Genomic DNA, 25,676 nt, shown 5'->3' on the forward strand with positions numbered 1-25,676 from the left:
TTCTAAACAATATTCGCATAAATACGAAAAATCGTAAACCATTTAAGATGGTTTACGATTTCTCTATTGTGCAATTTAAATTAGTTTACCATTTTTTGAGCTTCACGTAATTGAAAAGTACGTACTGTTCTTGGTAAGAAGCGACGAATTTCATCTTCATTATAGCCAACTTGTAAACGTTTCTCATCTAAAATGATAGGACGTCTTAACAAGCCTGGGTTTTTTTGAATTAATTCATATAAATCTTTTAAAGGAAGTTGCTCAATATTGACATCTAATTTTTGAAATACTTTAGATCTCGTTGAAATAATTTCATCTGTACCATCTTCTGTCATTCGTAAAATTTCTTTTATTTCATCTAATGATAATGGTTCAGAAAAAATATTTCTTTCTCTATATGCTATTTCGTGTTCTTCTAACCATGCCTTCGCTTTTCTGCAAGAGGTACAACTTGGCGAGGTATAGAGTGTTACCATGTAACTTCACCCCTCATTCTTCTATTTATATATTAATTGTGAACTTCTTAGACTCTCTAAGATTCCCAATTAATGGGCTCAATCCGATGTTCCATACGGTGCTGTTTGTAAAAAGTTATTCCATTGTACGAATTATTTGAATGTGATAACCCTCACAATGTTTTTTACTTCTAATTACCTATAAACATATGTTGCCTGTCCATATTTTGTACTCATTAGAAGTATTAACTTTTATTATATAATAATGACTCTAAATAAACTTCCTCTGTCGATTATACTACAATTGTCAAGTAAAAGGTAGACCATTTTCAAAATAAGTAAAAGTTTTTTTGAAATGTCATAAATTTGTTACAAACTGTCGTTTCACTATAGTATGTTACCCAAAATAACTATTTATAAACAATAAGGAATTAAAAATACTTTCTTATTTTTCTGTGAATAAAGCACTAAAATAAGTTGTTTCTGTTGATTCCTCGCCATTTCCTTGCTTTCATAAAAAACGTATTATATGATTTAAGAAGTAATAAGAACTGTAAAACATTTTGTAAAATCATTGGAGTGAAACAACGTGAAAAAGATTTTTTCAGGTATTCAACCGAGTGGAACATTAACATTAGGTAATTATTTAGGAGCAATGCGACAATTTGTTCAATTACAAGAGGACAATCATTGTTATTTCTGTATTGTGGACCAACATGCGATTACAGTTCCACAAGATCCTAAGCAATTAAGAGAAAATAGTCGTTCTTTAGCAGCACTATATATCGCTTCAGGACTAGACCCAGAAAAAGTAACATTATTTATTCAATCAGAAGTACCCGCACACACTGAACTAGGCTGGATGTTGCAATCTATAACATATATGGGTGAATTAGAACGAATGACACAGTTTAAGGATAAATCTGAAGGCCGTGATGCTGTATCATCTGCATTATTCACATATCCAGCTTTAATGGCGGCAGATATTTTATTATATCAAACAGATATTGTCCCGGTTGGAGAAGATCAGACACAACATCTTGAATTAACGAGAACTGTTGCTGAACGTTTTAACAATCGCTTCGGAAATGTGTTTGTCATACCGGAAATTAAAATTCCTGAAGTTGGTGCGCGAATTATGTCTTTACAAGAGCCAACGAAAAAAATGAGTAAATCTGATGAAAACACAAAAAGCTTTATTTCAATGTTAGACACACCAAAACAAATGGAAAAGAAAATAAAAAGTGCTGTAACTGATTCAGACGGCATTGTGAAATTTGATAAAGAAAATAAACCTGGTGTATCAAATTTAATGACCATTTATGCAAGTTGTACTGGAAAGACATTAGAGGAAATTGAAGCTGAGTTTGAAGGTAAAGGATATGGTGATTTTAAAGGTGCTGTAGCAAATGCTGTTGTCGATACATTAGAACCAATCCAGGCACGTTATCATGAATTAATTAATTCCGAAGAACTTGATAAAATTTTAAATAACGGTGCAAATAAGGCAGCACATTTTGCTAACCGCACATTAACAAAAGCGAAAAAGAAAATGGGGATATTACGTAAATAAAAAAAAGCAGGTGGACAAGAGAATTTGTCCTTCCTGCTATTTTTGTTTTACTTGTAAATATTTTTCTAAAAAAGGCTTTCCCTTCATCATCTGTTTACATAGATGCTCATGTTTTTTAGACCACCCACGTTTTACTTCATTGTATAAAAGGCGATATAATTGATCCTCTGTTAACTGATGAATTGCATACGATACTTTCTCATCCTTCCATTCTGCCAACCAATACAACAATTCGCTCATATTCTTTGTTTTTTCAAGCTGTTTAACTGCAACCAACAAGAGCATCTTTAACTCTCTTTCTCTCCTAGTAAGCCCGTACATATATTTTCTATTTACATGTAAAAAGGATTCCTTTTCTTCTGTTTTGGGCATATGAAAATATTTAATTTGTTTCATCTTTTCACATAGTTGCAATACTTTTATTTCTTGTTTTAATGGGAGTCGACTCTTTTTTAATGGCATATTAAATCCAGTCGTATCAAACGCAATGACACCTTTTCCATCCGTCAAAACTGCCGCATAGTCAATGGTCGTCTTTTTATATTTTTCTCTCTTTGTCGTTTTTTTATGTATATGATAAAGTAATGAACTCGGTAACGGTTGAATATTATTTTCTACTGCATCCAATACTTGTTCAGTCACATATAAGACCGGTATCTGTTCTAATAGTTCTACCTTATCTTCCTTTCTCCACTCATATTGTGGACATACTTGATATCCTTCTTTTTTACCAATAAACCAATTTACCCAAACATCATGAATAAAATGCATGTTCATCCCTCACTGTTCAACATATTTATGTCCCATTATGTCCATAAATGGATAAAAATATGCTTCTTGAACAGCATATTATTTCAATTGTAATTTATCAAAAGGTAGTTTATGAATGGTAATGCTAACTATAATAACTCCAAGTGGAAAAAAGTAACATTCCATTCGTCTGCTAATAAAATGTACATATTCATACCAAGTAATGCCCGCAGGTAAAAAATTCATATACGCAATTACCGTAATTCCACCAGATATAGCAAGTCCAAACCCAAGTAGAAACAAAAAAATATACCCCATATTTATTCCCTCATTTTTATAAGCTTGTACTATACTCTATGCTTCGTTTTCATCTTTATTAAAAAAGTGTAAGCGACATGAATTTTGCGTCGCTTACACTTTCGTATTAATCGTTAAATTTTTTAAAGACTAAACAAGCATTATGTCCACCGAAACCGAATGAATTACTTAATACAACATCCACTTCTTGTTGACGGCTTTCATTTGGTACGTAGTCTAAGTCACACGCTTCGTCTGGTGTTTCATAATTGATTGTTGCAGGGATTGTACTATCTTCAATTGCTTTAACAGAAATGACCCCTTCTACTCCACCAGCAGCTCCTAATAAATGACCAGTCATCGATTTTGTTGAGGAGATTGCCACTTTCTTTGCATGCTCCCCAAATACTTCTTTAATTGCTTCTGTTTCATATTTATCATTTAATTCTGTACTCGTTCCATGTGCATTAATATATGTTACTTCTTCAGGTTGAACATTCGCATCATTTAATGCTTGTTTCATTGCACGGACAGCACCTTCTCCACCTTCTGCTGGTGCTGTAATATGGAATGCATCACCTGTTGCACCGTATCCAACAATTTCCGCATAAATTTTTGCACCACGGGCTTGTGCGGATTCTAATGTTTCTAATACTAGAATACCAGCACCTTCCCCCATGACAAAACCATCACGGTTTTTATCAAATGGACGGCTCGCTGTTTTAGGATCATCATTAAATGATAATGCCTTCATTGATGAAAATCCTGCAAATGCCATATTTGTTAGTGGTGATTCTGTACCACCAGTAATAATATAATCTACATCCCCACGTTGAACCGCTTTATAAGCATCTCCAATTGAGTTTGTACCTGAAGCACATGCTGTTACTGTACATGAGTTTATTCCTTTTGCTCCGAGTTGAATCGATACTTGCCCAGCTGCCATATCTGGAATTAACATCGGCACGAAAAATGGACTTACACGACGATACCCTTTGTCAATGAATTTTCTCATTTGTTCTTCGTACGTATCCATTCCACCTATTCCACAACCAATCCAAACTCCGACACGATCTGCAATAGATTCATCGATCATTAAATTGGCATCTTCTACTGCCATTTTTGATGCTGCAATGGCATATTGTACAAATAAATCCATCCGTTTTGCTTCTTTTTTCTCCACAAATTTTGTTACGTCAAAATCTTTTACCTCTGCAGCGACAGATACTGGAAATTCATCTTTATTTACTCTAGTAATATAGTCAACTCCTGATTGACCTTGAACGATATTCTTCCACAATGTTTCTGCATCATTTCCAACAGGTGTCACCGCTCCGACTCCTGTTACAACTACACGTCTATTCGTCATCTCTAAATGCCTCCCTATAAATATGTCTTATATTTATAACATTTGTTATCCTTATTTACCCCAACGTAGTGCAACTGCTCCCCAAGTGAGACCGCCACCGAACCCTACTAACACGATAACATCCCCATCTTTAATTTTTCCATCTTCAATCGATTGTGATAATGCGATTGGAATAGAAGCCGATGAGTTATTACCGTAATATTTAATCGTTGTAGCCATTTTATCTTCGTCAATTCCAATACGTTGACGTGCCGCTTCCATAATACGAATATTCGCCTGGTGTGGCACTAAATAGTCTACATCTTCTTTCCTTAATCCTGCTTTTTCTACGACGTTAATGCATGATTCCGGCATTTGACGTACAGCAAACTTAAATACTTCGCGTCCATTCATATATAAAAATCCGTCATCTTTTTGTAATAAATGTGGTCCACCTTTACCATTTGCTCCTAGTTCAAATGATAAAATTCCATTTCCTTCAGACACATTGCTTAGTACTGCCGCACCAGCACCATCCCCTAATAACACGCATGTATTACGGTCTGTCCAGTCAGTAATTTTTGATAGTTTATCTACCCCTACCACTAATACGTTTTTATATGCACCAGCTTCAATAAACTGTTGACCTGTAATAACTCCATACATAAATCCAGCACATGCTGCACCTAGATCCATTGCTGCCGCATTTGTAGCTCCTAATCTATCTTGGATCATACAAGCAACAGATGGAAAAGGCGTATCTGGTGTAACAGTAGCAACTAAAATTAAGTCTATCTCATCTGCTGTTTTACCCGCACTTTTTAATGCTCTTTCCGCAGCAATAAAAGCCATATCTGATGAATCTTCATCATCTTTGGCAATTCTTCTTTCCTCAATTCCAGTTCTTGTTCTTATCCATTCATCTGTTGTATCTACAATTTTTTCTAAATCCGTATTTGTTACGATATTATCTGGAGCATAATGTCCAACACCAATAATACCTACACCCATCTTGCCATCTCCTTTAACATTCTAACTTAATAGCAAATATTATGACTTGGTATAAACTTTAAGCTATTTTTCCGTTTCATGCAAGAAAAAAATTAAAAACCGATTATAATTTTCACTTCTTTTTAACAAATATTTTATTACACGCTTAATTTATCGTTTTCCTCTTTTCTTTTTATTCATTCTTTGCTAAACTTATAAAGGATGTATATTATAAATACATATGTAAATGGTAAATGAGGTGTAACGAATGAGAGTTATTGTCGCGTTTATTTGGGCAGTTTTAATTAGTTCGGCTTTAGCTTATATCCTATCAAGCATGGCAAATGAAATGTTTAATTTCACGCAAGCATTAGGATTAAGTATTTCAATGATCGTTGCGGTAATGATCATTGATGGAATTTTATCAAGTTTTACAAAAAGTGTCGAATAACTTAAAAAGATTTCAGCATATGCTGAAATCTTTTTATTTTTGAATTATAAAATATAAGGACGAACTAACAAGAATGAAACGATATAATGACAGGTTGCTTTAACTACATTGATCAAAAAATTGGCTAGATGAAGTTCGATATAACAACGAGCTTCATCTAGCCATTCTACTACATCAACATATTGTAAGGTTTTCAAGTCACTCGCCAACGTCTAACCAAGTTTAACAACAATTAGCCTCCACTTACAGGTGGGATAAATGCAACAACGTCTCCCGACTGAACAACATCTGTTTCCGTTGCATATTCTTCATTAATTGCGACCATGGCATCTTCTAATAAGGAAGCAATGTCATATTTAGCTAAAAAAACATCTTTAATTTCTTTTACTGTTTTTCCATTTGCTTCTACTTCTAACTGCTTTTGTCCAACTTTTTCTTGTATTTGTGCAAAAAATAGTAACTGTACCATTTACATATCCCCTTCCATTGGTTTACCTTCAGGATACGAGGTAGTTTCTCTTTGGTCACCAATCCATTCTGTTCCATCTTCCCAATTTTCTTTCTTCCAAATGGGAACGATTTCTTTAATTCGTTCAATCGCATATTCACACGCATGAAATGCTGCTTTTCGATGTGGTGTAGAAACTGCAATAACGACCGCAATTTCCGAAATATCTAATTTACCGATTCGATGGCCAATTGCCACCTCCGCATCGGGATGCATTTCTTGTATTTCCTGCCCGATTCGAGCAAGCTGTTTTTCAGCCATTGGAATATATGCATCGTACTCCAAATAAAGTGTCTTTTTTCCTTTTGTAAACTCCCTAGCAATTCCGGTGAACGTACAAATTGCACCAGCTTCTCGTCGAACAACCTTATCCATACACGATTGAACATCTAATGGTGAAGTTGTAATCCAAAAAAGTTTTTCCATTATTATCCCACCTTATAAATTGACAATTTTGTACAAAAAAGGTTGATTCCACAATGGATATCGTGAATCAACCTTTTTATATTAGTCAGGGATACCTAATGCGATTTTCGCATAGCGAGACATTTTGTCTTTCCCCCAAGGTGGGTCCCAAACGATATTTACATTAATTTCTTTTATTTCGGGGATATCCGCTAAGACATGACGTACATCTGCTTCAATATGTCCAGCTAACGGACATCCCATTGACGTTAATGTCATCGTAACTGTACATAAACCTTCATCATCTAGGTCTACATCATAAATTAACCCCATATTTACAATATCGATTCCAAGTTCTGGGTCGATAACGTTTTCTAAAGCGCCTAATATATTTTCTTTTAAAGCTTCATCCATAAAGATTTCCTCCTTTACATAGATCTACTTCTATTTAACCATATTTTACACTTTTTGAAAAATGAATGATTTAATTTTTTAAATATTTTTCAAACCAAGCTGCCGCTTCATTCATCGACAGTTTACTAATATTATGGATACGACCTTTTTCTTCTAAAAAGTGAACATAGTCTTTATTAGCGTATTGTTCTTTTACTTGTTTATAAAATTCTCTCGTATAATCGATTGGTACGACTGCGTCTTGATCCCCGTGCCAAATAAACAGAGGTCGATCATTTAACGCAGCTAAGTTTTTTGTAATATCATATTTCGACACTAACGCCAATGCCGCATCCACATCTTTTTGCGGAATTTGAGCATCATGATTTGTATTATATCGGTCAATTAAAACTTGTGCATACTCTGACATACTCGGTGTTCCCATTAACACTGTAGCTGTACTAATCCAATCATATGTACGTAAAGCACCATATGTTGTAATACCACCCATGCTCGTACCGCCAATACCTAGTTTCCCATCTAATAGTAAGTTTTCTTTTTCTAAATAATTTTTAATTGTTTGTAATTCTTTAATATTCGTTAGTACAATTTGCCAAAAACCTAACTCTATCTCACTCTGGGTAGCATTATTTCTTCTTTCCCCATGGAAAATACTCTCCGGCAACAACACTCGTAAACCTTTTTCTGCGATTTTATATGCTAATGTTAAACTACTCTCTTTCTCTCCATTAAAACCGTGGTAATACACAACCGTTGGCAATGCTTCACTCTTTTTCGTTGCATCTGATACGATTAATACAGGTATTTCCTCTATATATTTCTTTTCCACCGATAATTCCATACAACATCGTCCTTTCCTTTTATACATCTTTATTATGGATGAATCATAATTCATTTGCAACGCATATAAATCGTTCGCTAGAGATATTTATTTGTTTTTGTTATGATAGACATACACGAGGTGATACGAATGAAAGAAAAACATTTAATAGCTTTAGATTTAGATGGAACGTTGTTATCAGACCAACGCCAAATATTAGCACCGACGAAAGAAACGATTCAACATTTAATAGAAGCTGGTCATGTTGTCGTCATTGCAACTGGTCGTTCTAATAAATTAAGTATCCACTACTATCATGAATTAGGATTGAAAACACCTTTAATTAACTCTAACGGGGCTGTGATTCACCATCCACATGATAAAAATTGGGGAGTCCATCATACTCCATTAGAGCGAAAATTAGCGTTAGATATTATTGATGCGAATAAACAATTGCAAGGAAAAAACGTATTAGCGGCTGTACAAGATACTGTATATTTAGATCAATACGATGAACATATTTTTGATTTTTATCAACCAAAAAAAGATGATCCATTCCATGTAGGGCCTGTAACAGATTTATTAAAAGATGACCCAACATTGATGTTATTGTATCCAGATAAAGACAATTTACAGCGATTAACGTCGTATTTAAATGATTTGCATGCTGATATTATTGACCATCGAAATTGGGGAGAACCGACCAATATCATTGAAGTAATGAATAATAAAGTAAACAAAGCAACAGCAATACAACAAGTCGCAAAAGAATTCGGTATTTCGAAAGAACGTATCATTGCATTCGGTGATGAAACGAATGACTTGGCTATGATTGATTATGCTGGAGTAGGTGTGGCGATGGGAAATGCGGTGGATGAACTAAAAACCGTCGCAAAACATGTAACAGATACAAATGAAAATAATGGTATCGGTCAATTTTTAGCGGATTATTTTCAACTAAAAATTACTTCATTACAAAAGTAGCTTAATAGAATCACCTATACAAAATATCCAAGCGATTAGGATATAACTCTATCAGCTACAAAAAGGAATTTCAGTAAATTAATTTTTACTGGAATTCCTTTTTCATTTTATTTGATAAACTACGTCGTTCCATAAATCTATTATGCTATGTTAATACACGAACACTCTCTAGTAAATTTAAGGTAACTACACAATAACTTATGATGTGCTCCTATCATTTCAACATAATCAAAAGTTAGTTTTATCCAACGCACCTACTTATTTGCTATGATAATATTTAAGAAAATTATTGTAATTTTAATATAAAGTAATAGAATACCTTTTCATTTGTGAACTTTTTTTAAAAAATATTGCCGGATATTTATAAAATGCACCTTATTCACAACGATGAAATGGTCTTTTTTTATAAAATATGTTACATTTATGATGGAATAATGATAGGAGGGATATTTGTGGCAATTAGACCAGAAGGAACACCAAACCCAAACGCAGTGAAATTTACTTCCGATACAGTTATCTTTGAAGGAAACGACAGTGTTTCTGTTATGCCTGGAGATACGAGTGAACATGAAGTATTAAACGAATTAATGAAATTAGAAGGTGTTGATAACGTTTTTGGTTATCAAAACTTTATTACAGTAAACAAACAATTTGATGTGGAATGGGATCACTTACTAAACAAAATAATCGAAGTTATCGAAAGTTATGGATATTAATTTGATACATAACCAAATCACTTGTAGGGAAATGATCTCTACAAGTTTTTTCATGTAAAAATACAAGGAGGAAACATAATGGCTTTTCCGACGAAATTCACGCATATTTCTCTGTTTTTTTTAACTATTACAGCTTTATCTGGTATATGGATGAGACTATATTTTGTCGCACCTAATGCCCAAACCTTACCTTTTGAACATATTTTACATGGACACTCTCATATGGCTATTTTAGGTTGGACTTTTCTTGCCATGTTCGTTCTCTATGTAAAATTGACCTGGGAATCGATGCCAAAGAAAAAGCATGCGATCGCTATTCTTTATACGATATTAGTCGTGACTTTAATGATGTTTATCGCCTTTTTATATGAAGGGTATGCGACATATTCAATTATTTTATCTGTTATACATATTTTCGTAGAATATTGGGTCATTATTTTTATTTGGATAACATTAAAATATATCCCTCATATGACAAGAACTCTTCGTCTTTTTATGTATGCGAGTTTACTTAGTTTATTTTTATCTACACTTGGACCATTCAGTTTAGGTGCAATTGCAGCTAATGGATTAAGGGAATCCCCATTATTTGAAATGGCTATTTATTTTTACTTACATTTTCAATACAATGGTTGGCTTTTCTTTATGTTAATCGGACTGTTTTTATTCTTTTTACAAAAGAATAAAATAACATATAACGAAAAATGGATCCAGTGTAGTTTTTGGATATATTTCATTAGTTTATTTCCAGCTTATTTTTCTGCTATATTATGGTACGACATAGGTATAGGTGGTTATATTGCTGCTTTCATTGGTGTAATTGGACAATGCATCGCTATTCTACTTTTAATCGGTACGATATTCCCTGCTTATCATTCATTTCATGCATTGTTTAGCAAACATATGAAAATTTCGTATATATTTGTTGCCTTCATCCTTTTAATGAAACAGTTCTTGGAATTCGGATTATTAATACCGGGCTTTTCATCCTTAATTTATGAAACTCGTTCTGTCATTATTGGATATTTACATTTGACTCTTTTAGGCTTTATTACGATGTTTATTTTAAATTTATATCAAAGTACCCAATTATTAGATGAAACAAAAAAACGAGTAACATATGGAATTGCTATTTTTTTAGGTGGTTTCGTAGTACAGGAAGTTATTTTATTTTGTTCAGCATTATTTGCATGGACAAATGGTTGGATCATCCCTTATCAAAATGAACTCTTATTAAGTGCGACAATTTTATTATTAGTCGGTATATGTTCGATTTGGACAACCGTATGTAAACAAACAAAATGAAATAGTGCCAACCTACTAATTGAACTGAAACATATATGGGTAACTATAAAAACGGTCATATTTATCTTATCTCGATAAAATATGACCGTTTTGTGTAATTCAAAACTAGCAATGTCTTAATTTTATTTTCCCGCTTGCTTTTCACGTTTTTTCTGTTTAATGGATAACATAATAATCGCTCCGACAAAGACGATAAATACTCCAGCAACAAAACCGATGAAAGCCCAGTTAAATCCTTTACGACCTTCAATAATAAATACTTCTGCGGATTCTCGTTCCATTCCAATTAAAAATTCGCCTTCATCGTTTGCGCGAATTGTATCATCATGGATTAACCCACGTAATTGGAATTCTTCATCAACCTCATCAATTGTTACTGTATGTGATTCACTATCATTATTAATCGCTACATAAATCGAACGATCATCATAAGTTCGCTTAAATAAGCTCATTCCTTGTTCAGAAGTGACGTGTTCTATATCGCCATGTGTAAACTGCTTGTATTGTTCACGCATGGCAGCCATTTGTGAAAACACATCTTTTACATCTGGATCTGCACTTGAATAGTCTACAAAATATTGGTTTTCAGGATATCCCGGTCCATACATTGGCACTTCAGAACCTTGGTACACAATCGGTACTCCAGGAGTTAAATATAAATAAGCTAAAGCAATTTGCCAAGTAGTAACCCGATTTCTTCCATTATCTCCAAAATTATTAGAGAAACGAGGAGTGTTTAAGTTATCAACATATAATAAGTCACGAATATCATCTGTTAATGACGTTTCTTCGAATACTTTTGAAACAGGTTCGTCTGGTTTCGTAAACACTTCATTTGCCGCAGTATAAAATTCTTGGTTTGCAACGGCATCTAAATGTTCATTTTCAAGTAAATGAGTGACATCTCCATCATTTTGTAATGTTGTAGCAATAAGATAAAAATTTGGGTCCTTTTTCTTCAATTCAAATGCAATCGTTTCTAATAGATCCCCATCTGTTTCATCTGCATGAGCAAATTGAAAACCATCTATTTTCGCTTCTTCCATCCAAAATAATGCTACATCTTGTAAATATGCTTGTACTTCTTCATTTGATTGATCAAAGGCTACAACTTCTTCCAACCATTCTGTCGCTTCATATGCTGGTGTTACTTCGACTTCTTTAAACCAATCTGGATGTTCTTCTACTAGTGGACTTGATTTTGCCACATAGTTTAAAGGAATTTCTAACATAATCTTCATGCTTAAATCATGTGCTTTTTCCACTAATGTATGAATATCTTCCATCGAGCCGAACTCGTCTTCTACTTCATAAAAATCTTCTACCCAATATCCATGATATCCACCAACGGCATTTTCCATGACTGGTGATAAAGATATCATCGTAAATCCGCCTTCTTCAATTTCGTCAATCATTTTTGTAATCCCATCAATATCCCCACCATTATACGTATATGGATCATGAATATCGACTTGATCACTTGATGCTTGACGGCCGTTATTGTAACGGTCTACGAGAAGGTCATAAATAATTTCATCTTGAATCGTTCTTTTGTCATCTGCTTTTACTTGAAAAGGAATCATCGTAAAAACTAATAAAGGAACGATAAATAAAATGAATAATCGCTTCATAACAGACACTCCATTTTCTTTATTTTTCATAAAAAAGGTTGGGAGCCACCGTGTTTATATCGTCTAAACGTACAGACACACATGTCCCAACCCCAATTTTTAAGGTAATATTCCTAAAGGTAAGCGAGTGAATCCTAAAATAATTGCAACTAATGCACTTACAACAAATACAATCCACCATGTTTTTGTTGATTTTTGTTTGTTTGTTTTTACCGTAATCATTTCGATTGCAATGATAGCTAACAATCCAGCAATAATTTTAATAATTAGTTCCCCACTTATTTTCGTATATTCGGCAAATAAACTTCCACCTGAATATAAAATAAGTAAATAATCAAGGCGTAAAATCATATGAAGCATTTTCCCTTGTTTTTTCCCTTGCTTGTAGAAGCCCACAACGACGAATAATAATATAAAGGCTACAACCCAAGCAGTAATATGTAAATGAGCCATGTTTCTTTCCCCTTCCTTTTCTAACAATATAATTATAAAATAGCATTTTACTGTACCATTGCATTATATCATGTCCCGATTGCAAATTCATACATTATAAATTCGACAAATTTATGAGAATTACGGATGACACGATGAATTACCAACTAAATTTGCACGGTTGCGATTCTTTCATATACGATATACACTAATATATATATCATTTTCAACATATTTAGGAAGCTATATAAACAGTGGGCGGAGGATGAATCATGCGAAAAAAAGTACTTATAGCAAACAGATTAGACCAAACTATTATTGATCAATTAGATGAACAATTTGACCTTTCTTATATCAAAACATATGAAGCAACAAAGGAAGAATTGTATGATGCCGTAAAAGATGTCCACGGTATAATTGGACATGGTATTACTATTGATAAACCATTGCTAAAAGAAGCAAAAAAATTAGAGATTGTATGTAATATTTCAGTTGGGTTTAATAATTTTGATGTCGAAGCGATGAAACAATACAATGTTATGGGAACAAATACACCTGACGTTCTTACTGATACGGTTGCTGATGTTATTTTTGGATTACTTATTGCAACAGCTAGAAGAATTCCAGAAATGGATCGCCTCGTTAAAGATGGAAAATGGAAGAAAAATATGTATGAACAATTATATGGATTAGATGTTCATCATAAAAAAATTGGAATTATCGGGATGGGGCGTATCGGGGAAGCTATTGCAAATCGTGCTCATCACGGTTTCCATATGAATGTTCTTTATCATACTCGTTCCCGTAAATATGAAGCAGAGGAAAAATTTGATGCTGTTCACTGCTCTTTAGAAGACCTTTTACAACAATCGGATTATGTCGTTTTAATGACACCATTAACTAAAGAAACAAAGGGATTATTAAGTTTACGAGAATTTCAACTGATGAAGGATACAGCTATTTTCATCAATGGTTCACGTGGTCAAACGATTGTAGAAAAAGACTTAATTACCGCTTTAGAGACGAATGAAATTGCCGCAGCAGGCTTAGACGTATTTGAAAAAGAACCAGTTGACCCGGACAACCCTTTATTAAAAATGAATAATGTTGTCACATTGCCACATATTGGTTCTGCTACATATGCAACAGAACTAAAAATGGCATCATTAGCATATGAAAATCTCTGTAAAGGTTTAACGAATGAAATGCCTATAACACTTGTAGATAAAGCTATGTGGGACTTAAGAAAAAAATAAACAATAAAGATTCATCGTATGCGTTTTTCGTTCATTTCATACGATGAATCTTTTTACATGTTCATATTTTATATTTGGCGTAATTCTCTTATTCTCTACTTTCTTTACAATCAATGTTTCATTTATTTCTTCTTTATAGCGTGAAATTTGCCACTATTTTATCTTAAATGTAGTTTTACTATAACCTTCCTTTGTTTTTGTTACTTCTAACATCGCTGGAAAGATGGACTTCAACTCTTCTACATGTGAAATAACACCGATCATTCTACCTGATTGCTGCAGTTGTACGAGGGCATCGATTGCTTTTTGTAACGATTCATCATCCAATGAACCAAATCCTTCGTCAATAAACATCGTTTCAATCGATACACCACCTTGGAAGCTTTGGATGACATCAGACATACCTAGAGCTAAACATAAAGAAGCGATAAACTTTTCCCCACCTGATAATGTTTTTACATCTCGAGTTAGGCCAGTATATGCATCATATACATCGATTGCTAAACCACTCTGTCTCCCATGTGTTTCCTGTCGCTCACTACGGATTAAATAATATTGCCCATTTGTTAAAGAGTGGAAACGTTCATTGGCAGCCTGTGTGATTTGATCTAAATAATCAATTTGTAAATAACGTTCAAACGATATTTTCAAATTATTTTGTCCGCGAAGCGCATCATATACATCTTCTACGACGACGACTTCTTCCTCAATTCCTTTTACACGTGTTGAAAGTTCTTCAATATTTCCTTTTAATTCATGTATACGCTCTGATTGATGTTTCGTCTTTTGTAATTTTTCAAACGCATGCTCATAAGTTATTTTCAATTGATCTACTTCTGCTTTTAATGCTGTCGTATCTACTTTTTGTTTATGTTGTAATAGATTATTTAATTCTTCCAGTTGATGTTCAACGAGTGATTTTTGATCATAATATGCTCGGATTTCTTGTTGTAATTGATTACGATCATCTTCTTGTAATTTCGCCGCTTCATAATTTTCTACCGTCTCAAAAGAGGCTCGTGCTAGTTGTGATTGAAATGTTTCTTCCAATTTTGTGACCTTTTTTTGTGCGTCTTGGATCGTTTCTTTCATATGTTGTATAGATTGAGTGACAGATAAATGTTCCTTTTCTGTTTCGCGCATATTCGTTTCTGCTCGTTTAAACTGGTCTTCTTTTTGTTGGACCGTTGTTCGTGTTTTTTGTAAATAGGCTTGCAATCGGTCTATTTGTTGAATTTCTTCTGGAATTTCTTTCTTATCAGCTATAAATAAGGAAGTTTCCGAGCGATATGTCGCATTTTCCTCTGCATACTTTTGATCCAGTTCTTCTTTTTTCCTGCGTTGTACTTTTATATCCTCTTCTAATGTACCAATCGCTTTACGATTCGTATCATACTCTTTTTCAAGTAATTGTAATTTATCAATTGTATCCTTTAATTGTTGCCCTTCTTGCTTAATTGTTGCCTTCGTCTCATCTAAATGTTTAATGGATAGTTCGTATTCATCCATTTTTTGCTTATACATTTTCCAACTTCCTTCTAACTCAAAATGACTTTGTTCTATTTTTCTGAGACGTTGCTCCAATTTTTCCATATACTGTTTCTTTTCTTCTATTTGCTCTTTCGTAATGGACGCTCCATTATTCGTCGCTTTATTCGGATGATCACTACTCCCACAAACTGGACATGCTTCCCCATCATGTAAATGTGATGCTAAAACGACTGCTTGTTGGTTAAACCAAACTGATTCAAGCTGATTATACTTTTCCTTTTCTTCTGTAAAAATGGTTTGTGCTCGATTTAACTTTCCTTTACTCTCCATTGCTTCATCATGGATTTTGTGAAATTCATTCACTACATGATATTTTTCTCGTAAAGCATGTAGTTTTTCTTCTATTTTCCCTAACGACTTTAATTGTGCTTCAGCAGACTCTATGGCATGTTTCTTCGCGTCTAATTGTCGTTCGTTTTCACTTATTTTCTTATTAATTCCTTCAACCGTTACACGATTTTGTTTAATTTGTTTCCGTTGTTCTTCTAGCTTCTTTTCTTTCATCGCCATTTGCTCGACAATTGGTAAAAATGATTCTAAACGGTCTACTTCACGTTTTAGTTTTTCTCTTTCTCCTTCTTGCAATACTTCTTTTTCATACATTTCTACTGCTTGTTCGTATAACTTTTTCACATGAACAATTTTTTCTTCCAGATCCTTTTGTTTTATTGTATATGATGTCAATTCTGTTTTTCGTTCGTTTAATTGTGTTTCATATGGCATAATTTTTGCTGCTTCATTTGCCGCTTCTAATGTTGTTTCTTTTTGTTTGTAACTATCTGTTTGCCTTAGCAATTGCTGTAAACTAGCTTCCCTCTGTTCTTTTTCGACAAATTTTTCATTCAAATTAATGCTCTCATTTAAAACAGCTAATTGATTCTCATACGATTGTTGCGCTGTTTCATATGCCTTTTTTTCTGTACGTTCTTTTTCACATAAAAATTCCCATTCTGAAAGCAACGCCTCTACAACTTGTCCACTGTTATATGTTTCTTGTTGTAATAACAATGCTAAAGGAGAATCTTCCCGTACTTCCGTCACCGCAGTCACTTGATCCATAAAATGATTTAACATCTTTTTTTCTTCAGTAAATTGACGTAATAAATGATCACGTTTTTCTTGTAAAATATGATTAAACTGTTTATATTTTTCTGTTTTAAATAGACGTCGCAAAATTGCTTCCTTATTTTCAGTTTCTGATGTTAATAGTTTACGAAATTCTCCTTGTGGCAACATAACAATTTGTTTAAATTGGTCTTCTGTTAATCCAATTAATTGCTCCAATTTTTTATTAATTTCAGTTACGATTTGGCGCTCAACAGCAGGAACTTCTGAATTATCTGCTAAAATTTCATATAATTCGTATTTTTCTCCTGTCGCTGTTTTATTTCCTGCCTTTTTATGACCAAGTTGACGGAAAACACGATATGTTTTATCACGCAGACGAAAAATAAATGTAACGGACGTATGTACATCATCGTCAGCAAAATGACTACGTAACATTGAAATATTTTGCCTATCTGATCCACTTGCTGTTCCATATAACGCAAAACAAATAGCATCAAAAACGGTTGTTTTTCCTGCACCAGTCGGACCAGAGATGACAAATAATTGGTGGTGTGCTAATTTCGAAAAATCAATACTCTCTTTCTCTTTATAAGGTCCGAACGCGGACATTTCTATTTTTAATGGACGCATAAAACTCCCCCCTTATATTTCTCTCGTCTGTTTTACATATGTTTCCATTAAATCTGTAAAAACTTCCTTTGCTTGATCATTTACCTCTTTTCCTGTCACTTCACGATAAAATGCTTCAAATAATGCTTGATCAGACATTTCTGTTCGTTTTGTATCTGATGACTCCTCACCATGTAGAAGTGAAATATCAACATATTTTCGTTCTACATGCATCGCATCCGGAAAAACAGTACGAATCTTTTCCATTGGTGACAACACAGGGGTTTCATCTGTTAAGGTAACAAATATATAGTCTTCACTTACCTCCATTTTCAAAATTTCATCCATCGAAGCTTCTACTTTTCTTATATCCCTCTTCGCTTCGAGCAATCGTTTATCAATATTTGCTACACCATTTTCATCTAATTCAACGACATAAAATCCTTTTTTATGATGTTCTTCAGAAATAGAGTATTTGTACGGAGAACCTGCATATCGAATATGTTCATTTTTTACGAAATGGGCTTGGTGCAAATGCCCTAAAGCCGTATAATGAAAAATATCAAAATGGGCTGCATTAACATATTCCGCTCCACCTATCGATAATGGTTTTTCAGCATCACTTGTATTTTCCTCTTTTTCTCCATATGGTGTCACAAATGCATGACCGACAAAAACATGACGCGCCTTCTCATCCATCATCGGTTTCATATGTGCAATAATCGCCTTCATTGCATCATCGTGTGAGATAATATTGTCATCTTTTAATAAGTGGCGAACTGTACTCGGTTCCATATACGGAACAAGATGAAAATGTACTTCGCCCACCTCATCCCGTAAGATGACCGGCCCCTGTTCAAATGCATATTGACCAACAATATATAAACCTTGTTCCCTCATTAATCCACTACCAAATTGTAATCGACTTGGACTATCATGATTACCCGCAATCGCAATAACAGGTACCCCCAATTCAATGACTAATGTATGTAGCGTATCATTTAATAGTTGAACAGCTTCGGGTGGCGGGACTGCACGATCGTATAAATCCCCCGCAATAATAATACAATCAGGTTTTTCCGTTTTTACTTGTGAAATAAAATTAGCAATAACGACAGATTGATCCTCTGTTAAATGAACACCTTGCAAAATTTTCCCTAAATGCCAATCTGCCGTATGAAAGATTTTCAATATAAGTCACTCCTTTTTCTGTTTATCCTTCTTACTAGTTTACCAAAAATAAAAATTCGCGAAAAAAAGGAAGTTCGCTTTTAGGGGTGAATAATGAACCAAAATTGCATTTTCCCTAGACGAAACTTCCTTTTTCTACACGAAAAACAGCTGCAAAATTAAAATATAGATAATTCCAGCAATCATCAAATAGTGTCCAAAACACAATTTTGGAATCGATATAAAGGAGGATTTCTCTTTTTTCTTCTCCGTTTTACAAGATTGACAGCGTAATTTCTGCAATTGGTTCATTGATTATTCCTCCTTTATTTTCAATAACTCCCTATATGGATGTTCCTTTTTTCCATGCCTCATACGTGTTTGTCCATACTGATATGAACTTTTTTAAGTCCGCTGTTTTCAATTCGATAGGTTCATATCCAATTTGTTCTTCTGCATCATAATATACATCTTCAATAACAGATTTTTCCTTCGTCACATGCCACGCGAAAAGGTTGCCAGTTCCCTCGAATAGAGGAGTTTCCTCTTTTTCAACGGAAACAATTCCATCTATATAAGTCGCTCCATTATTTCCAACTTCTGTCATTAAAAACTGCGCTACAATTGCCATGTTTTCATCTTCAAATTGTATAACTAAACGTTTCTTTTCAATACCTGATCGTTGTAACGTCAATTCTTTAAAAGAATACATCTTTACTCCCTACCCTTCATAAACTGGGAATGCTGAAATGATTTTTTCGTTATCATCTAAATACATTTGAATGATTATTCCTTCTTCTGTTAATCCTTCATATGTATTTCCTTGTATATATTCACGTTCGTCATATGCCTCGTTAATTGCATCTACTACATCTTGGGAGTCCCAATCATCTGGAAAAAATGTTGATTTTCCCTTATTTGATTGTTTTTCCACATCTTCTACCATCACTTCTGCCTCATATACACCATGTTCATCACTATCTGTTTTTGTCCCTTCTAAAATCTCTCCTTTTTTAGAAGGTAGATGGTCATAATGAAACCCTACTGCTTGTCCTTTTCGGTTCAATTCTCCTTCTAAAATATGTGCAAGTGCATTTGGTCGAAAGTTATCTGTATATTCTAATGCATCGATTGGCGTGACATCTTGTACGATATTCGCCTCATTTGTATCCCCTAATAATTCATCTAGTGCACTACATCCATATAATAATGAAATAGATAAAAGAAGTGCCATACTTAATTGAAAAATTCTTTTCATATTGTTTCATTCCTTCCTAAAAGAAAAAAGGTGAACAAAAATATCAGTCCACCTTTTCATTCATTTATTTACGAGTATATAATCGCATATGATCTTTCATGCCACTTACGTAAGCCGGTGCAGGATCATTTTCATTCGATAACATTATTTCAGAGCCATCTTCCGGTAATCGTTCTGTAAACATTTCCTCATATTGTGCAACAGATACTTTTTCACGTTGTACAAAAATGTTTCTATGTGTATCTTTTTGCAATGCTTCTTCATATCCTTCTTCTAAAATTCCAGTGAAAAATTCACCTACAGCACCAGAACCATAACTAAATAAACCGACTCGATCCCCAGCTTGTAATGTCTCACTATTTTCTAATAATGAAACTAGTCCTAAATATAATGAAGCTGTGTAAATGTTTCCGATTTTACGACCATATGTCGTACTATGTTCATATAATTGTTGTAAGCGATCCTGATTCGCATCAGAAGTTTCATCTAAAATAGTACGTAATGCTTTTAATCCCATTTTTGTGTAAGGTAAATGGAAACATAATGCAGCAAAATCATCTAATGATCGATTCGCTTTTCCTTTATATTGCTCCCATACTTCATTGAAAAACGCAATATATTGGTCATTTGAATATTTCCCGTCTACATAAGCGTATGGTGAATAGTTTGGACGCCAAAAGTCCATAATATCTTTCGTTATATATGCACTATCATTTTCTAATGATAAAATACGTGGGTTTGCACTAATTAACATTGCAACCGCCCCTGCACCTTGTGTTACTTCACCAGCAGTACTTAACCCATATCGTGCAATGTCAGATGCTAAAACTAGTACTTTACTATTTGGATTTAATGCAATATGCCCTTTGGCAAGTTGCAATGCAGCAGTCGCACTATAACATGCCTGTTTCATTTCAACTGTACGAGCATATGGTTGAATATCTAATAAATCATGTACATAAATTCCAGCAGATTTTGATTGATCAATACCTGTTTCCGTCCCGAATAACACTAAATCAATACTCTCTCTCATCTCATCATCTAAAAATGTTAATGCTGCATTTGCAGCTAATGTAACAGAATCTTGTGTTAATGGTGCAACAGCCATTTCACTTTGTCCAATTCCAATAGTAAATTTTGCAGGCTCAACACCTCTTGATTCAGCTAAATCATTCATATCAACAAAATATTGTGGTGTATAAAACCCAATTTGGTCAATTCCTATTTTCAACGGTCATTCTCCTCTATCGTCCAATTTAAATGTTAAAACTAACACTATCATACGCTTTTTTAATTTATCTTTTCAACTAATTGGAATACGTTATTAAAAATAATTTGATTCATTTAATGCATTTAATAATGTTTGGACTTCTTCCTTAGATAAAGTTATCCCTTTTCCCATTTTCTCGTGATTTTCCGACCAATCACGAATATCATATTTCGGATCACGTCCATTCCAACTAATTAAATTTAATTCTTTTTTCCATCCTTTTGAACCCTCTGACAACACAGCAATCGTTTCAATAATTTCATATGAAAAATTTGCCAACATATTCACCTCAATAAAATTTCTTGCCTTTATTATAACAAAATTTTGTGTAAAACGATGTGAAAAACAATCAATTCCCAAATTTTTCGTCACCCATAACAATGAAAGGTTGACACTGTTCGTTATTTTTATTATTGTATATATATCAATTTTAAAAGGAGATTATATCATGCGTTTAAGAAATATGATGTTCATATCTTTATTTGTTGCTATTGTAGCAGTATTAGGATTGTTTCCACCCATTCCTATTCCATTTTTACCAATCCCAATTACTTTGCAAACATTTGGAGTGATCCTTGCTGGTGCAGTGTTAGGTGCACGACACGGAGGCATTGCGATGTTTATATTCATTGCTTTAATCGCAGCCGGTGCACCACTATTAGCCGGAGGTCGTGGTGGTTTAGGTGTTTTATTCGGACCTAGTGGTGGTTATATTTTAGGATTTCCAGTCGTCGCTTTTTTCATTGGATATGCTACAGAAAAAATTACACAATCTTTAAAAGTATGGAAGTTAATTTTAATTAATTTTCTATTTGGAGTCGTTTTAATGAACGTTTTAGGTGTTACATATTTATCAATTACAGCTGAGACACCTTGGTTAGCAACAGCATTATCATCTTTAGCATTTTTCCCTGGTGACACGATTAAAGCTGTCGTCGCTGCATTTGTAACCGTAAAATTATATCAAGTGTACCCGATTAATGAACAAATACCAAAAAAGGTTGCATCATAAATGAATTATATTGGATGCCATGTACACGATAAAACAAAAATCGATCCAAATAAAATTGCGATTGAAACAGCGACAAGACAACTTACCTATGGCGAACTTAGTCTAAATATAAGAACAATTCAACAAATACTTTTGCAACAATCTACAAAGAAACAAGAGAAAATGGTACTATACATGGATGAACCGATTGCATTTTTACAAACATATTTTGCGGCAATTTCAATCGGATGGATTGTTCTTCCAATTCATCAACAACAAACAAATATTTCTATTCAAAAAGCTATTCATACGATTCAACCTTCGTTGATCGTAACGAACCAGCCTAATAAATTTTTATTTTGTGAAGAAAACATATTATTTTTGGATGATATAAATGATGTTTCGTTGTCACATCCACGTAATACACCATATGAACCAAAAGAAGATGATTTATTTTATATTGGACAAACTTCGGGTACCTCAGGAAATCCGAAGTTTTTCGTTCGTACACATCGTTCATGGCTTTTGAGTTTCGAGGAAATGGAGGAAGTCTTTCCTATCGACGCGACTAAATCAATCAGTGCACCTGGACCATTAACACATTCATTATCATTGTGTATGGCAACCTATGCACTCCATCGTGGAGCTACTTTTTATGCTATGGAACAATTTGATGCAACTATTTTATATGAAAAAATTACAGCCGAAACAGTAAATGTTATTTTTGTTGTTCCGTCCATGTTATATGATTTAGTAAAAATGCCACGAACGATGAGTAGTATTACGTATATTTCTGCTGGTGACATGTTGCAAGCAAAAATGTACGAACAAACGAAAACAGTATACCCTAATCGTTCTTTATTCGAATATTACGGAGCTTCTGAATTAAGTTATATTACATATAAAAATGAAGTTATTCATCAGAAAAAGCAAAACGTTACTGGGGTACCCTTCCCTTCCGTTACAGTTACTATTTGTAATGACAATGGAAAGCCTGTACAATTTGGTGAAATTGGAAAAATCTTCGTTAAAAGTCCATTTGCATGTACACAATATATTTCAGACCATATATTGGAAGAAAATGAATACGGAATATGTGTTGGCGACCTTGGATTTATCGACAATGCTGGCTATGTTTCCTTAATCGGTAGAGAAAACAATATGATTATTTCTGGTGGCCATAATATTTATCCAGTGGAAATCGAACGTGTCATTCATTCTAATGACCAAGTAGAACAAGCCGTTGTAATTGGTGTCCCACATGAGAAATTTGGACAAATTGCTGTCGCTTATATTCAACTACGTAGTCACGAGCCAACCGTTGTTTCTACGATTAAAAAATTATGCCGCCAAACATTACCAAGATATAAACGACCGAAAAAATATGTGATTGTAGAGGCATTCCCAAAGACAAACACAGGAAAAATTATCCGTTCAGAATTAGGTAACAATAAAACGAAAGAGGTGCAATAATGAAACGACCTGTTATTATTACGGTGAAACGTTCTGCCATCGGAAAAGTTGGCGGAATGTTCAAACACTTAGAACCTGAACAATTAGTTGCACCAATTATCGAACATATTATAGAAACGTATCAAATTGATCGAAATTCGATTGACGAAGTTATATTAGGTAATGCCATCGGGCCTGGTGGAAATATCGCTAGGGTTGCAGCATTACATGCAAATCTCCCCGTTGAGATCCCTGCTATTACGTTGGACCGTCAATGTGGCTCAGGCCTAGAAGCAATTAATTATGCGTGTCGCCTTATACAAGCAAGTGCCGGGGATATGTATTTGGCTGGTGGAGTTGAAAGTAGCAGTTTAGCACCTTGGCGGATGGCAAAACCGAAAAGTCTATATGAGATGCCACAATTATATGATCGGGCGCCTTTTTCCACACCAGAAATCGGTGACCCTTCTATGGGTATTGCCGCAGATAATGTCGCTAAAGCTTTTCATATATCACGAGAAGCACAAGATGAATTTGCATATTGGAGTCACCAAAAGGCAATTCATGCACAAGAAGAAAATGTTTTCGCCGATGAAATTGTACCAATTCACGGTAAAACAATCGATGAAGGGCCGAGAAAAGCATTATCTCTTTCCTTCTTACGTCGTTTAAAACCTGCTTTTTCAAAGGGAGGAACTGTAACAGCGGGAAACGCTTGTCCAATTAATGATGGTGCAGCAATCGCTCTAATTATGTCTAGTGAAAAAGCGAAAACACTCGGCTTACAACCAAAACTTCATTTCATTGATGCAACGAGTGCAGGTGTCGACCCTAATATACTTGGTATTGGTCCAGTTCCCGCAGTCAAAAAATTACTGCATCGTCAAAATTTACATATAAATGATATCGGGTTAGTTGAGTTTAACGAGGCATTTGCTTCTCAAGTGCTCGCTTCTATGCAAGCATTACAAATAAAAGAAACGACATTAAATAAGTCTGGTGGAGCCATTGCATTCGGCCATCCATATGGGGCATCTGGTGCTATTTTAGTTAGTCGGTTATGCACTGAAATAGAGCGAACTAATACAAAATATGCTTTAGCAACACTCGGTATTGCTGGTGGTTTAGGATTGGCCACATTATTTGCAAAGGACTCTTATAATAATGAATAAATGGAAAAAAGGGCAAAAAACACCAGTAGAAAAAATACGCATATGTGCAACAGACGTTGCTAACTATTGTGCATTAATTGGGGAACCATCCGTATTATATAAAGATAAAACATATGCAAAAAAGTTAGGTTATGAAGGAATTCCCCTTCCTTACACATATGCTAGTTTTTTTTGGCAAAAACTTTCTATCCCTTGGCTCACAAACGATGATCCGGTCATTTTAGTTGAACAAAACTTCTCCTATGACTTTCCATTAATATGTGGAGTAACATATGATGTTTCGATGGAACTCACGAATGTTAGAAAAATTCATGAACAACTCTTTTTATATCACACATTAACAGTTTTATTAGAAGGAATAAAACAAATGACGATGAAAACAACACTTTTATATGAGGTGCAAACAACTTGAGATTAATCGCTATTGTTCATCATTTTATAGTAACGGAAAACCTTGTCACTACTTATGCGGATATATCTAATGACCGAAATAAAGTGCATCTATGTCTCAAGACGGCTAAGGAAAAAGGATTCGAAGATCGTATTGCACATGGCATGCTTATCTTAGCCATTCATTCTACCTTATGTACTCCTTTGTTAGAAAAAGGATGGGCATTATCTAATGTTAAATCAAAATTTGTACACCCTATTTATATACATGATAAACTTGAATTAAGTTCGACCATCACATATCATTCAACTAAAAAATGTACGGCGACAATTTCATGTACGAATTTTCATAATAAAACGACCTTTTATGGTAAAATGGTATTTGTGAGAAGGAGCGAAAATTAACTTCA

28 protein-coding genes are annotated in these 25,676 nt (G+C 34.1%); 11 read left to right on the plus strand and 17 right to left on the minus strand.

What is annotated here, in order from left to right:
- Positions 1-80: 80 nt before the first annotated feature.
- Positions 81-476, minus strand: a complete 396-nt coding sequence (gene spxA, locus SPD45_RS01850) for a transcriptional regulator SpxA (protein WP_336265882.1) — start codon at positions 474-476, stop codon at positions 81-83.
- Positions 477-1,044: 568 nt separating this feature from the next.
- Between spxA and trpS the strand changes: the two genes are divergently transcribed.
- Entirely contained in the window at positions 1,045-2,028 is a 984-nt protein-coding gene (trpS, locus tag SPD45_RS01855; protein ID WP_336265884.1) for a tryptophan--tRNA ligase, read from the plus strand.
- Between the two features lie 36 nt (positions 2,029-2,064).
- On the opposite strand, the gene SPD45_RS01860 is transcribed toward trpS, so the two are convergent.
- The 4 genes from SPD45_RS01860 to SPD45_RS01875 all read right to left on the minus strand — a co-directional run bounded on the left by SPD45_RS01860 (position 2,065) and on the right by SPD45_RS01875 (position 5,434).
- On the minus strand, positions 2,065-2,799 hold the full coding sequence (locus tag SPD45_RS01860; RefSeq protein WP_336265885.1) for a DUF3603 family protein: 735 nt from the start codon (positions 2,797-2,799) through the stop codon (positions 2,065-2,067).
- 78 nt (positions 2,800-2,877) lie between these two features.
- Entirely contained in the window at positions 2,878-3,096 is a 219-nt protein-coding gene (locus tag SPD45_RS01865; protein WP_336265887.1) for a hypothetical protein, read from the minus strand.
- 106 nt (positions 3,097-3,202) lie between these two features.
- The gene (fabF, locus tag SPD45_RS01870; protein ID WP_336265888.1) at positions 3,203-4,444 is read right to left on the minus strand and encodes a beta-ketoacyl-ACP synthase II; all 1,242 of its coding nucleotides are present in this window, start codon (positions 4,442-4,444) and stop codon (positions 3,203-3,205) included.
- A gap of 51 nt (positions 4,445-4,495) precedes the next feature.
- The gene (locus tag SPD45_RS01875) at positions 4,496-5,434 is read right to left on the minus strand and encodes a beta-ketoacyl-ACP synthase III (RefSeq protein WP_336265889.1); all 939 of its coding nucleotides are present in this window, start codon (positions 5,432-5,434) and stop codon (positions 4,496-4,498) included.
- Between the two features lie 247 nt (positions 5,435-5,681).
- On the opposite strand from SPD45_RS01875, the gene SPD45_RS01880 reads away from it, so the two are divergent.
- Complete coding sequence (locus tag SPD45_RS01880; RefSeq protein ID WP_336265890.1) at positions 5,682-5,864, plus strand: DUF2929 family protein; 183 nt, start codon at positions 5,682-5,684, stop codon at positions 5,862-5,864.
- A gap of 232 nt (positions 5,865-6,096) precedes the next feature.
- Here SPD45_RS01880 and moaD read toward each other — a convergent pair whose 3' ends face one another.
- The 4 genes from moaD to SPD45_RS01900 all read right to left on the minus strand — a co-directional run bounded on the left by moaD (position 6,097) and on the right by SPD45_RS01900 (position 8,032).
- Positions 6,097-6,333 carry a molybdopterin converting factor subunit 1 gene (moaD, locus tag SPD45_RS01885; RefSeq protein ID WP_336265892.1) on the minus strand — a complete coding sequence of 79 codons (237 nt, stop codon included), beginning with the start codon at positions 6,331-6,333 and terminating at the stop codon, positions 6,097-6,099.
- Positions 6,334-6,798 carry a molybdenum cofactor biosynthesis protein MoaE gene (locus tag SPD45_RS01890; RefSeq protein WP_336265893.1) on the minus strand — a complete coding sequence of 155 codons (465 nt, stop codon included), beginning with the start codon at positions 6,796-6,798 and terminating at the stop codon, positions 6,334-6,336.
- 81 nt (positions 6,799-6,879) lie between these two features.
- A complete protein-coding gene (locus SPD45_RS01895) occupies positions 6,880-7,191 on the minus strand; it encodes a metal-sulfur cluster assembly factor (RefSeq protein ID WP_336265894.1) in 312 nt (103 codons plus the stop codon).
- Between the two features lie 70 nt (positions 7,192-7,261).
- Entirely contained in the window at positions 7,262-8,032 is a 771-nt protein-coding gene (locus SPD45_RS01900; RefSeq protein ID WP_336265895.1) for a prolyl oligopeptidase family serine peptidase, read from the minus strand.
- A 129-nt stretch (positions 8,033-8,161) separates the two neighbouring features.
- On the opposite strand from SPD45_RS01900, the gene SPD45_RS01905 reads away from it, so the two are divergent.
- From SPD45_RS01905 to SPD45_RS01915, 3 genes are all read left to right on the plus strand, one after another.
- Positions 8,162-8,995 carry a Cof-type HAD-IIB family hydrolase gene (locus SPD45_RS01905; RefSeq protein ID WP_336265896.1) on the plus strand — a complete coding sequence of 278 codons (834 nt, stop codon included), beginning with the start codon at positions 8,162-8,164 and terminating at the stop codon, positions 8,993-8,995.
- A gap of 452 nt (positions 8,996-9,447) precedes the next feature.
- Positions 9,448-9,711 carry a NifU N-terminal domain-containing protein gene (locus tag SPD45_RS01910; protein WP_336265897.1) on the plus strand — a complete coding sequence of 88 codons (264 nt, stop codon included), beginning with the start codon at positions 9,448-9,450 and terminating at the stop codon, positions 9,709-9,711.
- Between the two features lie 78 nt (positions 9,712-9,789).
- Positions 9,790-11,016, plus strand: a complete 1,227-nt coding sequence (locus SPD45_RS01915; protein WP_336265898.1) for a hypothetical protein — start codon at positions 9,790-9,792, stop codon at positions 11,014-11,016.
- Positions 11,017-11,138: 122 nt separating this feature from the next.
- On the opposite strand, the gene SPD45_RS01920 is transcribed toward SPD45_RS01915, so the two are convergent.
- Both SPD45_RS01920 and SPD45_RS01925 read right to left on the minus strand, forming a co-directional pair.
- The gene (locus tag SPD45_RS01920; protein WP_336265899.1) at positions 11,139-12,647 is read right to left on the minus strand and encodes an alpha-amylase family glycosyl hydrolase; all 1,509 of its coding nucleotides are present in this window, start codon (positions 12,645-12,647) and stop codon (positions 11,139-11,141) included.
- Between the two features lie 99 nt (positions 12,648-12,746).
- Positions 12,747-13,100 carry a YisL family protein gene (locus SPD45_RS01925; protein ID WP_336265900.1) on the minus strand — a complete coding sequence of 118 codons (354 nt, stop codon included), beginning with the start codon at positions 13,098-13,100 and terminating at the stop codon, positions 12,747-12,749.
- A 251-nt stretch (positions 13,101-13,351) separates the two neighbouring features.
- Between SPD45_RS01925 and SPD45_RS01930 the strand changes: the two genes are divergently transcribed.
- Positions 13,352-14,335, plus strand: a complete 984-nt coding sequence (locus SPD45_RS01930; protein ID WP_336265901.1) for a 2-hydroxyacid dehydrogenase — start codon at positions 13,352-13,354, stop codon at positions 14,333-14,335.
- A gap of 153 nt (positions 14,336-14,488) precedes the next feature.
- Here SPD45_RS01930 and SPD45_RS01935 read toward each other — a convergent pair whose 3' ends face one another.
- The 6 genes from SPD45_RS01935 to SPD45_RS01960 form a co-directional block, all read right to left on the minus strand.
- Complete coding sequence (locus SPD45_RS01935) at positions 14,489-17,584, minus strand: SMC family ATPase (protein WP_336265902.1); 3,096 nt, start codon at positions 17,582-17,584, stop codon at positions 14,489-14,491.
- Between the two features lie 12 nt (positions 17,585-17,596).
- The gene (locus tag SPD45_RS01940; RefSeq protein WP_336265903.1) at positions 17,597-18,754 is read right to left on the minus strand and encodes an exonuclease SbcCD subunit D; all 1,158 of its coding nucleotides are present in this window, start codon (positions 18,752-18,754) and stop codon (positions 17,597-17,599) included.
- Positions 18,755-19,076: 322 nt separating this feature from the next.
- Positions 19,077-19,445, minus strand: a complete 369-nt coding sequence (locus tag SPD45_RS01945) for a hypothetical protein (protein WP_336265904.1) — start codon at positions 19,443-19,445, stop codon at positions 19,077-19,079.
- A 9-nt stretch (positions 19,446-19,454) separates the two neighbouring features.
- A complete protein-coding gene (locus SPD45_RS01950) occupies positions 19,455-19,991 on the minus strand; it encodes an EndoU domain-containing protein (protein WP_336265906.1) in 537 nt (178 codons plus the stop codon).
- A 64-nt stretch (positions 19,992-20,055) separates the two neighbouring features.
- Entirely contained in the window at positions 20,056-21,222 is a 1,167-nt protein-coding gene (locus tag SPD45_RS01955) for a hydroxymethylglutaryl-CoA synthase (protein WP_336265907.1), read from the minus strand.
- 93 nt (positions 21,223-21,315) lie between these two features.
- Positions 21,316-21,540, minus strand: coding sequence for a YdbC family protein (locus SPD45_RS01960; protein ID WP_336265908.1), 225 nt, complete (start codon positions 21,538-21,540; stop codon positions 21,316-21,318).
- Between the two features lie 169 nt (positions 21,541-21,709).
- Between SPD45_RS01960 and SPD45_RS01965 the strand changes: the two genes are divergently transcribed.
- The 5 genes from SPD45_RS01965 to SPD45_RS01985 are packed head-to-tail and all read left to right on the plus strand — an operon-like array spanning position 21,710 to position 25,671.
- A complete protein-coding gene (locus SPD45_RS01965) occupies positions 21,710-22,273 on the plus strand; it encodes a biotin transporter BioY (RefSeq protein ID WP_336265909.1) in 564 nt (187 codons plus the stop codon).
- A complete protein-coding gene (locus SPD45_RS01970) occupies positions 22,274-23,725 on the plus strand; it encodes an AMP-binding protein (RefSeq protein ID WP_336265910.1) in 1,452 nt (483 codons plus the stop codon).
- On the plus strand, positions 23,725-24,876 hold the full coding sequence (locus tag SPD45_RS01975) for a thiolase family protein (RefSeq protein WP_336265911.1): 1,152 nt from the start codon (positions 23,725-23,727) through the stop codon (positions 24,874-24,876). Before SPD45_RS01970 ends, SPD45_RS01975 begins: the two co-directional genes overlap by 1 nt.
- A complete protein-coding gene (locus SPD45_RS01980; RefSeq protein ID WP_336265912.1) occupies positions 24,869-25,288 on the plus strand; it encodes an FAS1-like dehydratase domain-containing protein in 420 nt (139 codons plus the stop codon). The genes SPD45_RS01975 and SPD45_RS01980 overlap by 8 nt, the downstream gene beginning before the upstream one ends.
- Complete coding sequence (locus SPD45_RS01985; protein ID WP_336265913.1) at positions 25,285-25,671, plus strand: MaoC family dehydratase; 387 nt, start codon at positions 25,285-25,287, stop codon at positions 25,669-25,671. Before SPD45_RS01980 ends, SPD45_RS01985 begins: the two co-directional genes overlap by 4 nt.
- Positions 25,672-25,676 lie beyond the last annotated feature (5 nt).

It is taken from the genome of Pseudogracilibacillus sp. SO10305 (assembly GCF_037072005.1).
Classification (GTDB): Bacteria; Bacillota; Bacilli; order Bacillales; family Amphibacillaceae; genus Pseudogracilibacillus; species Pseudogracilibacillus intestinigallinarum.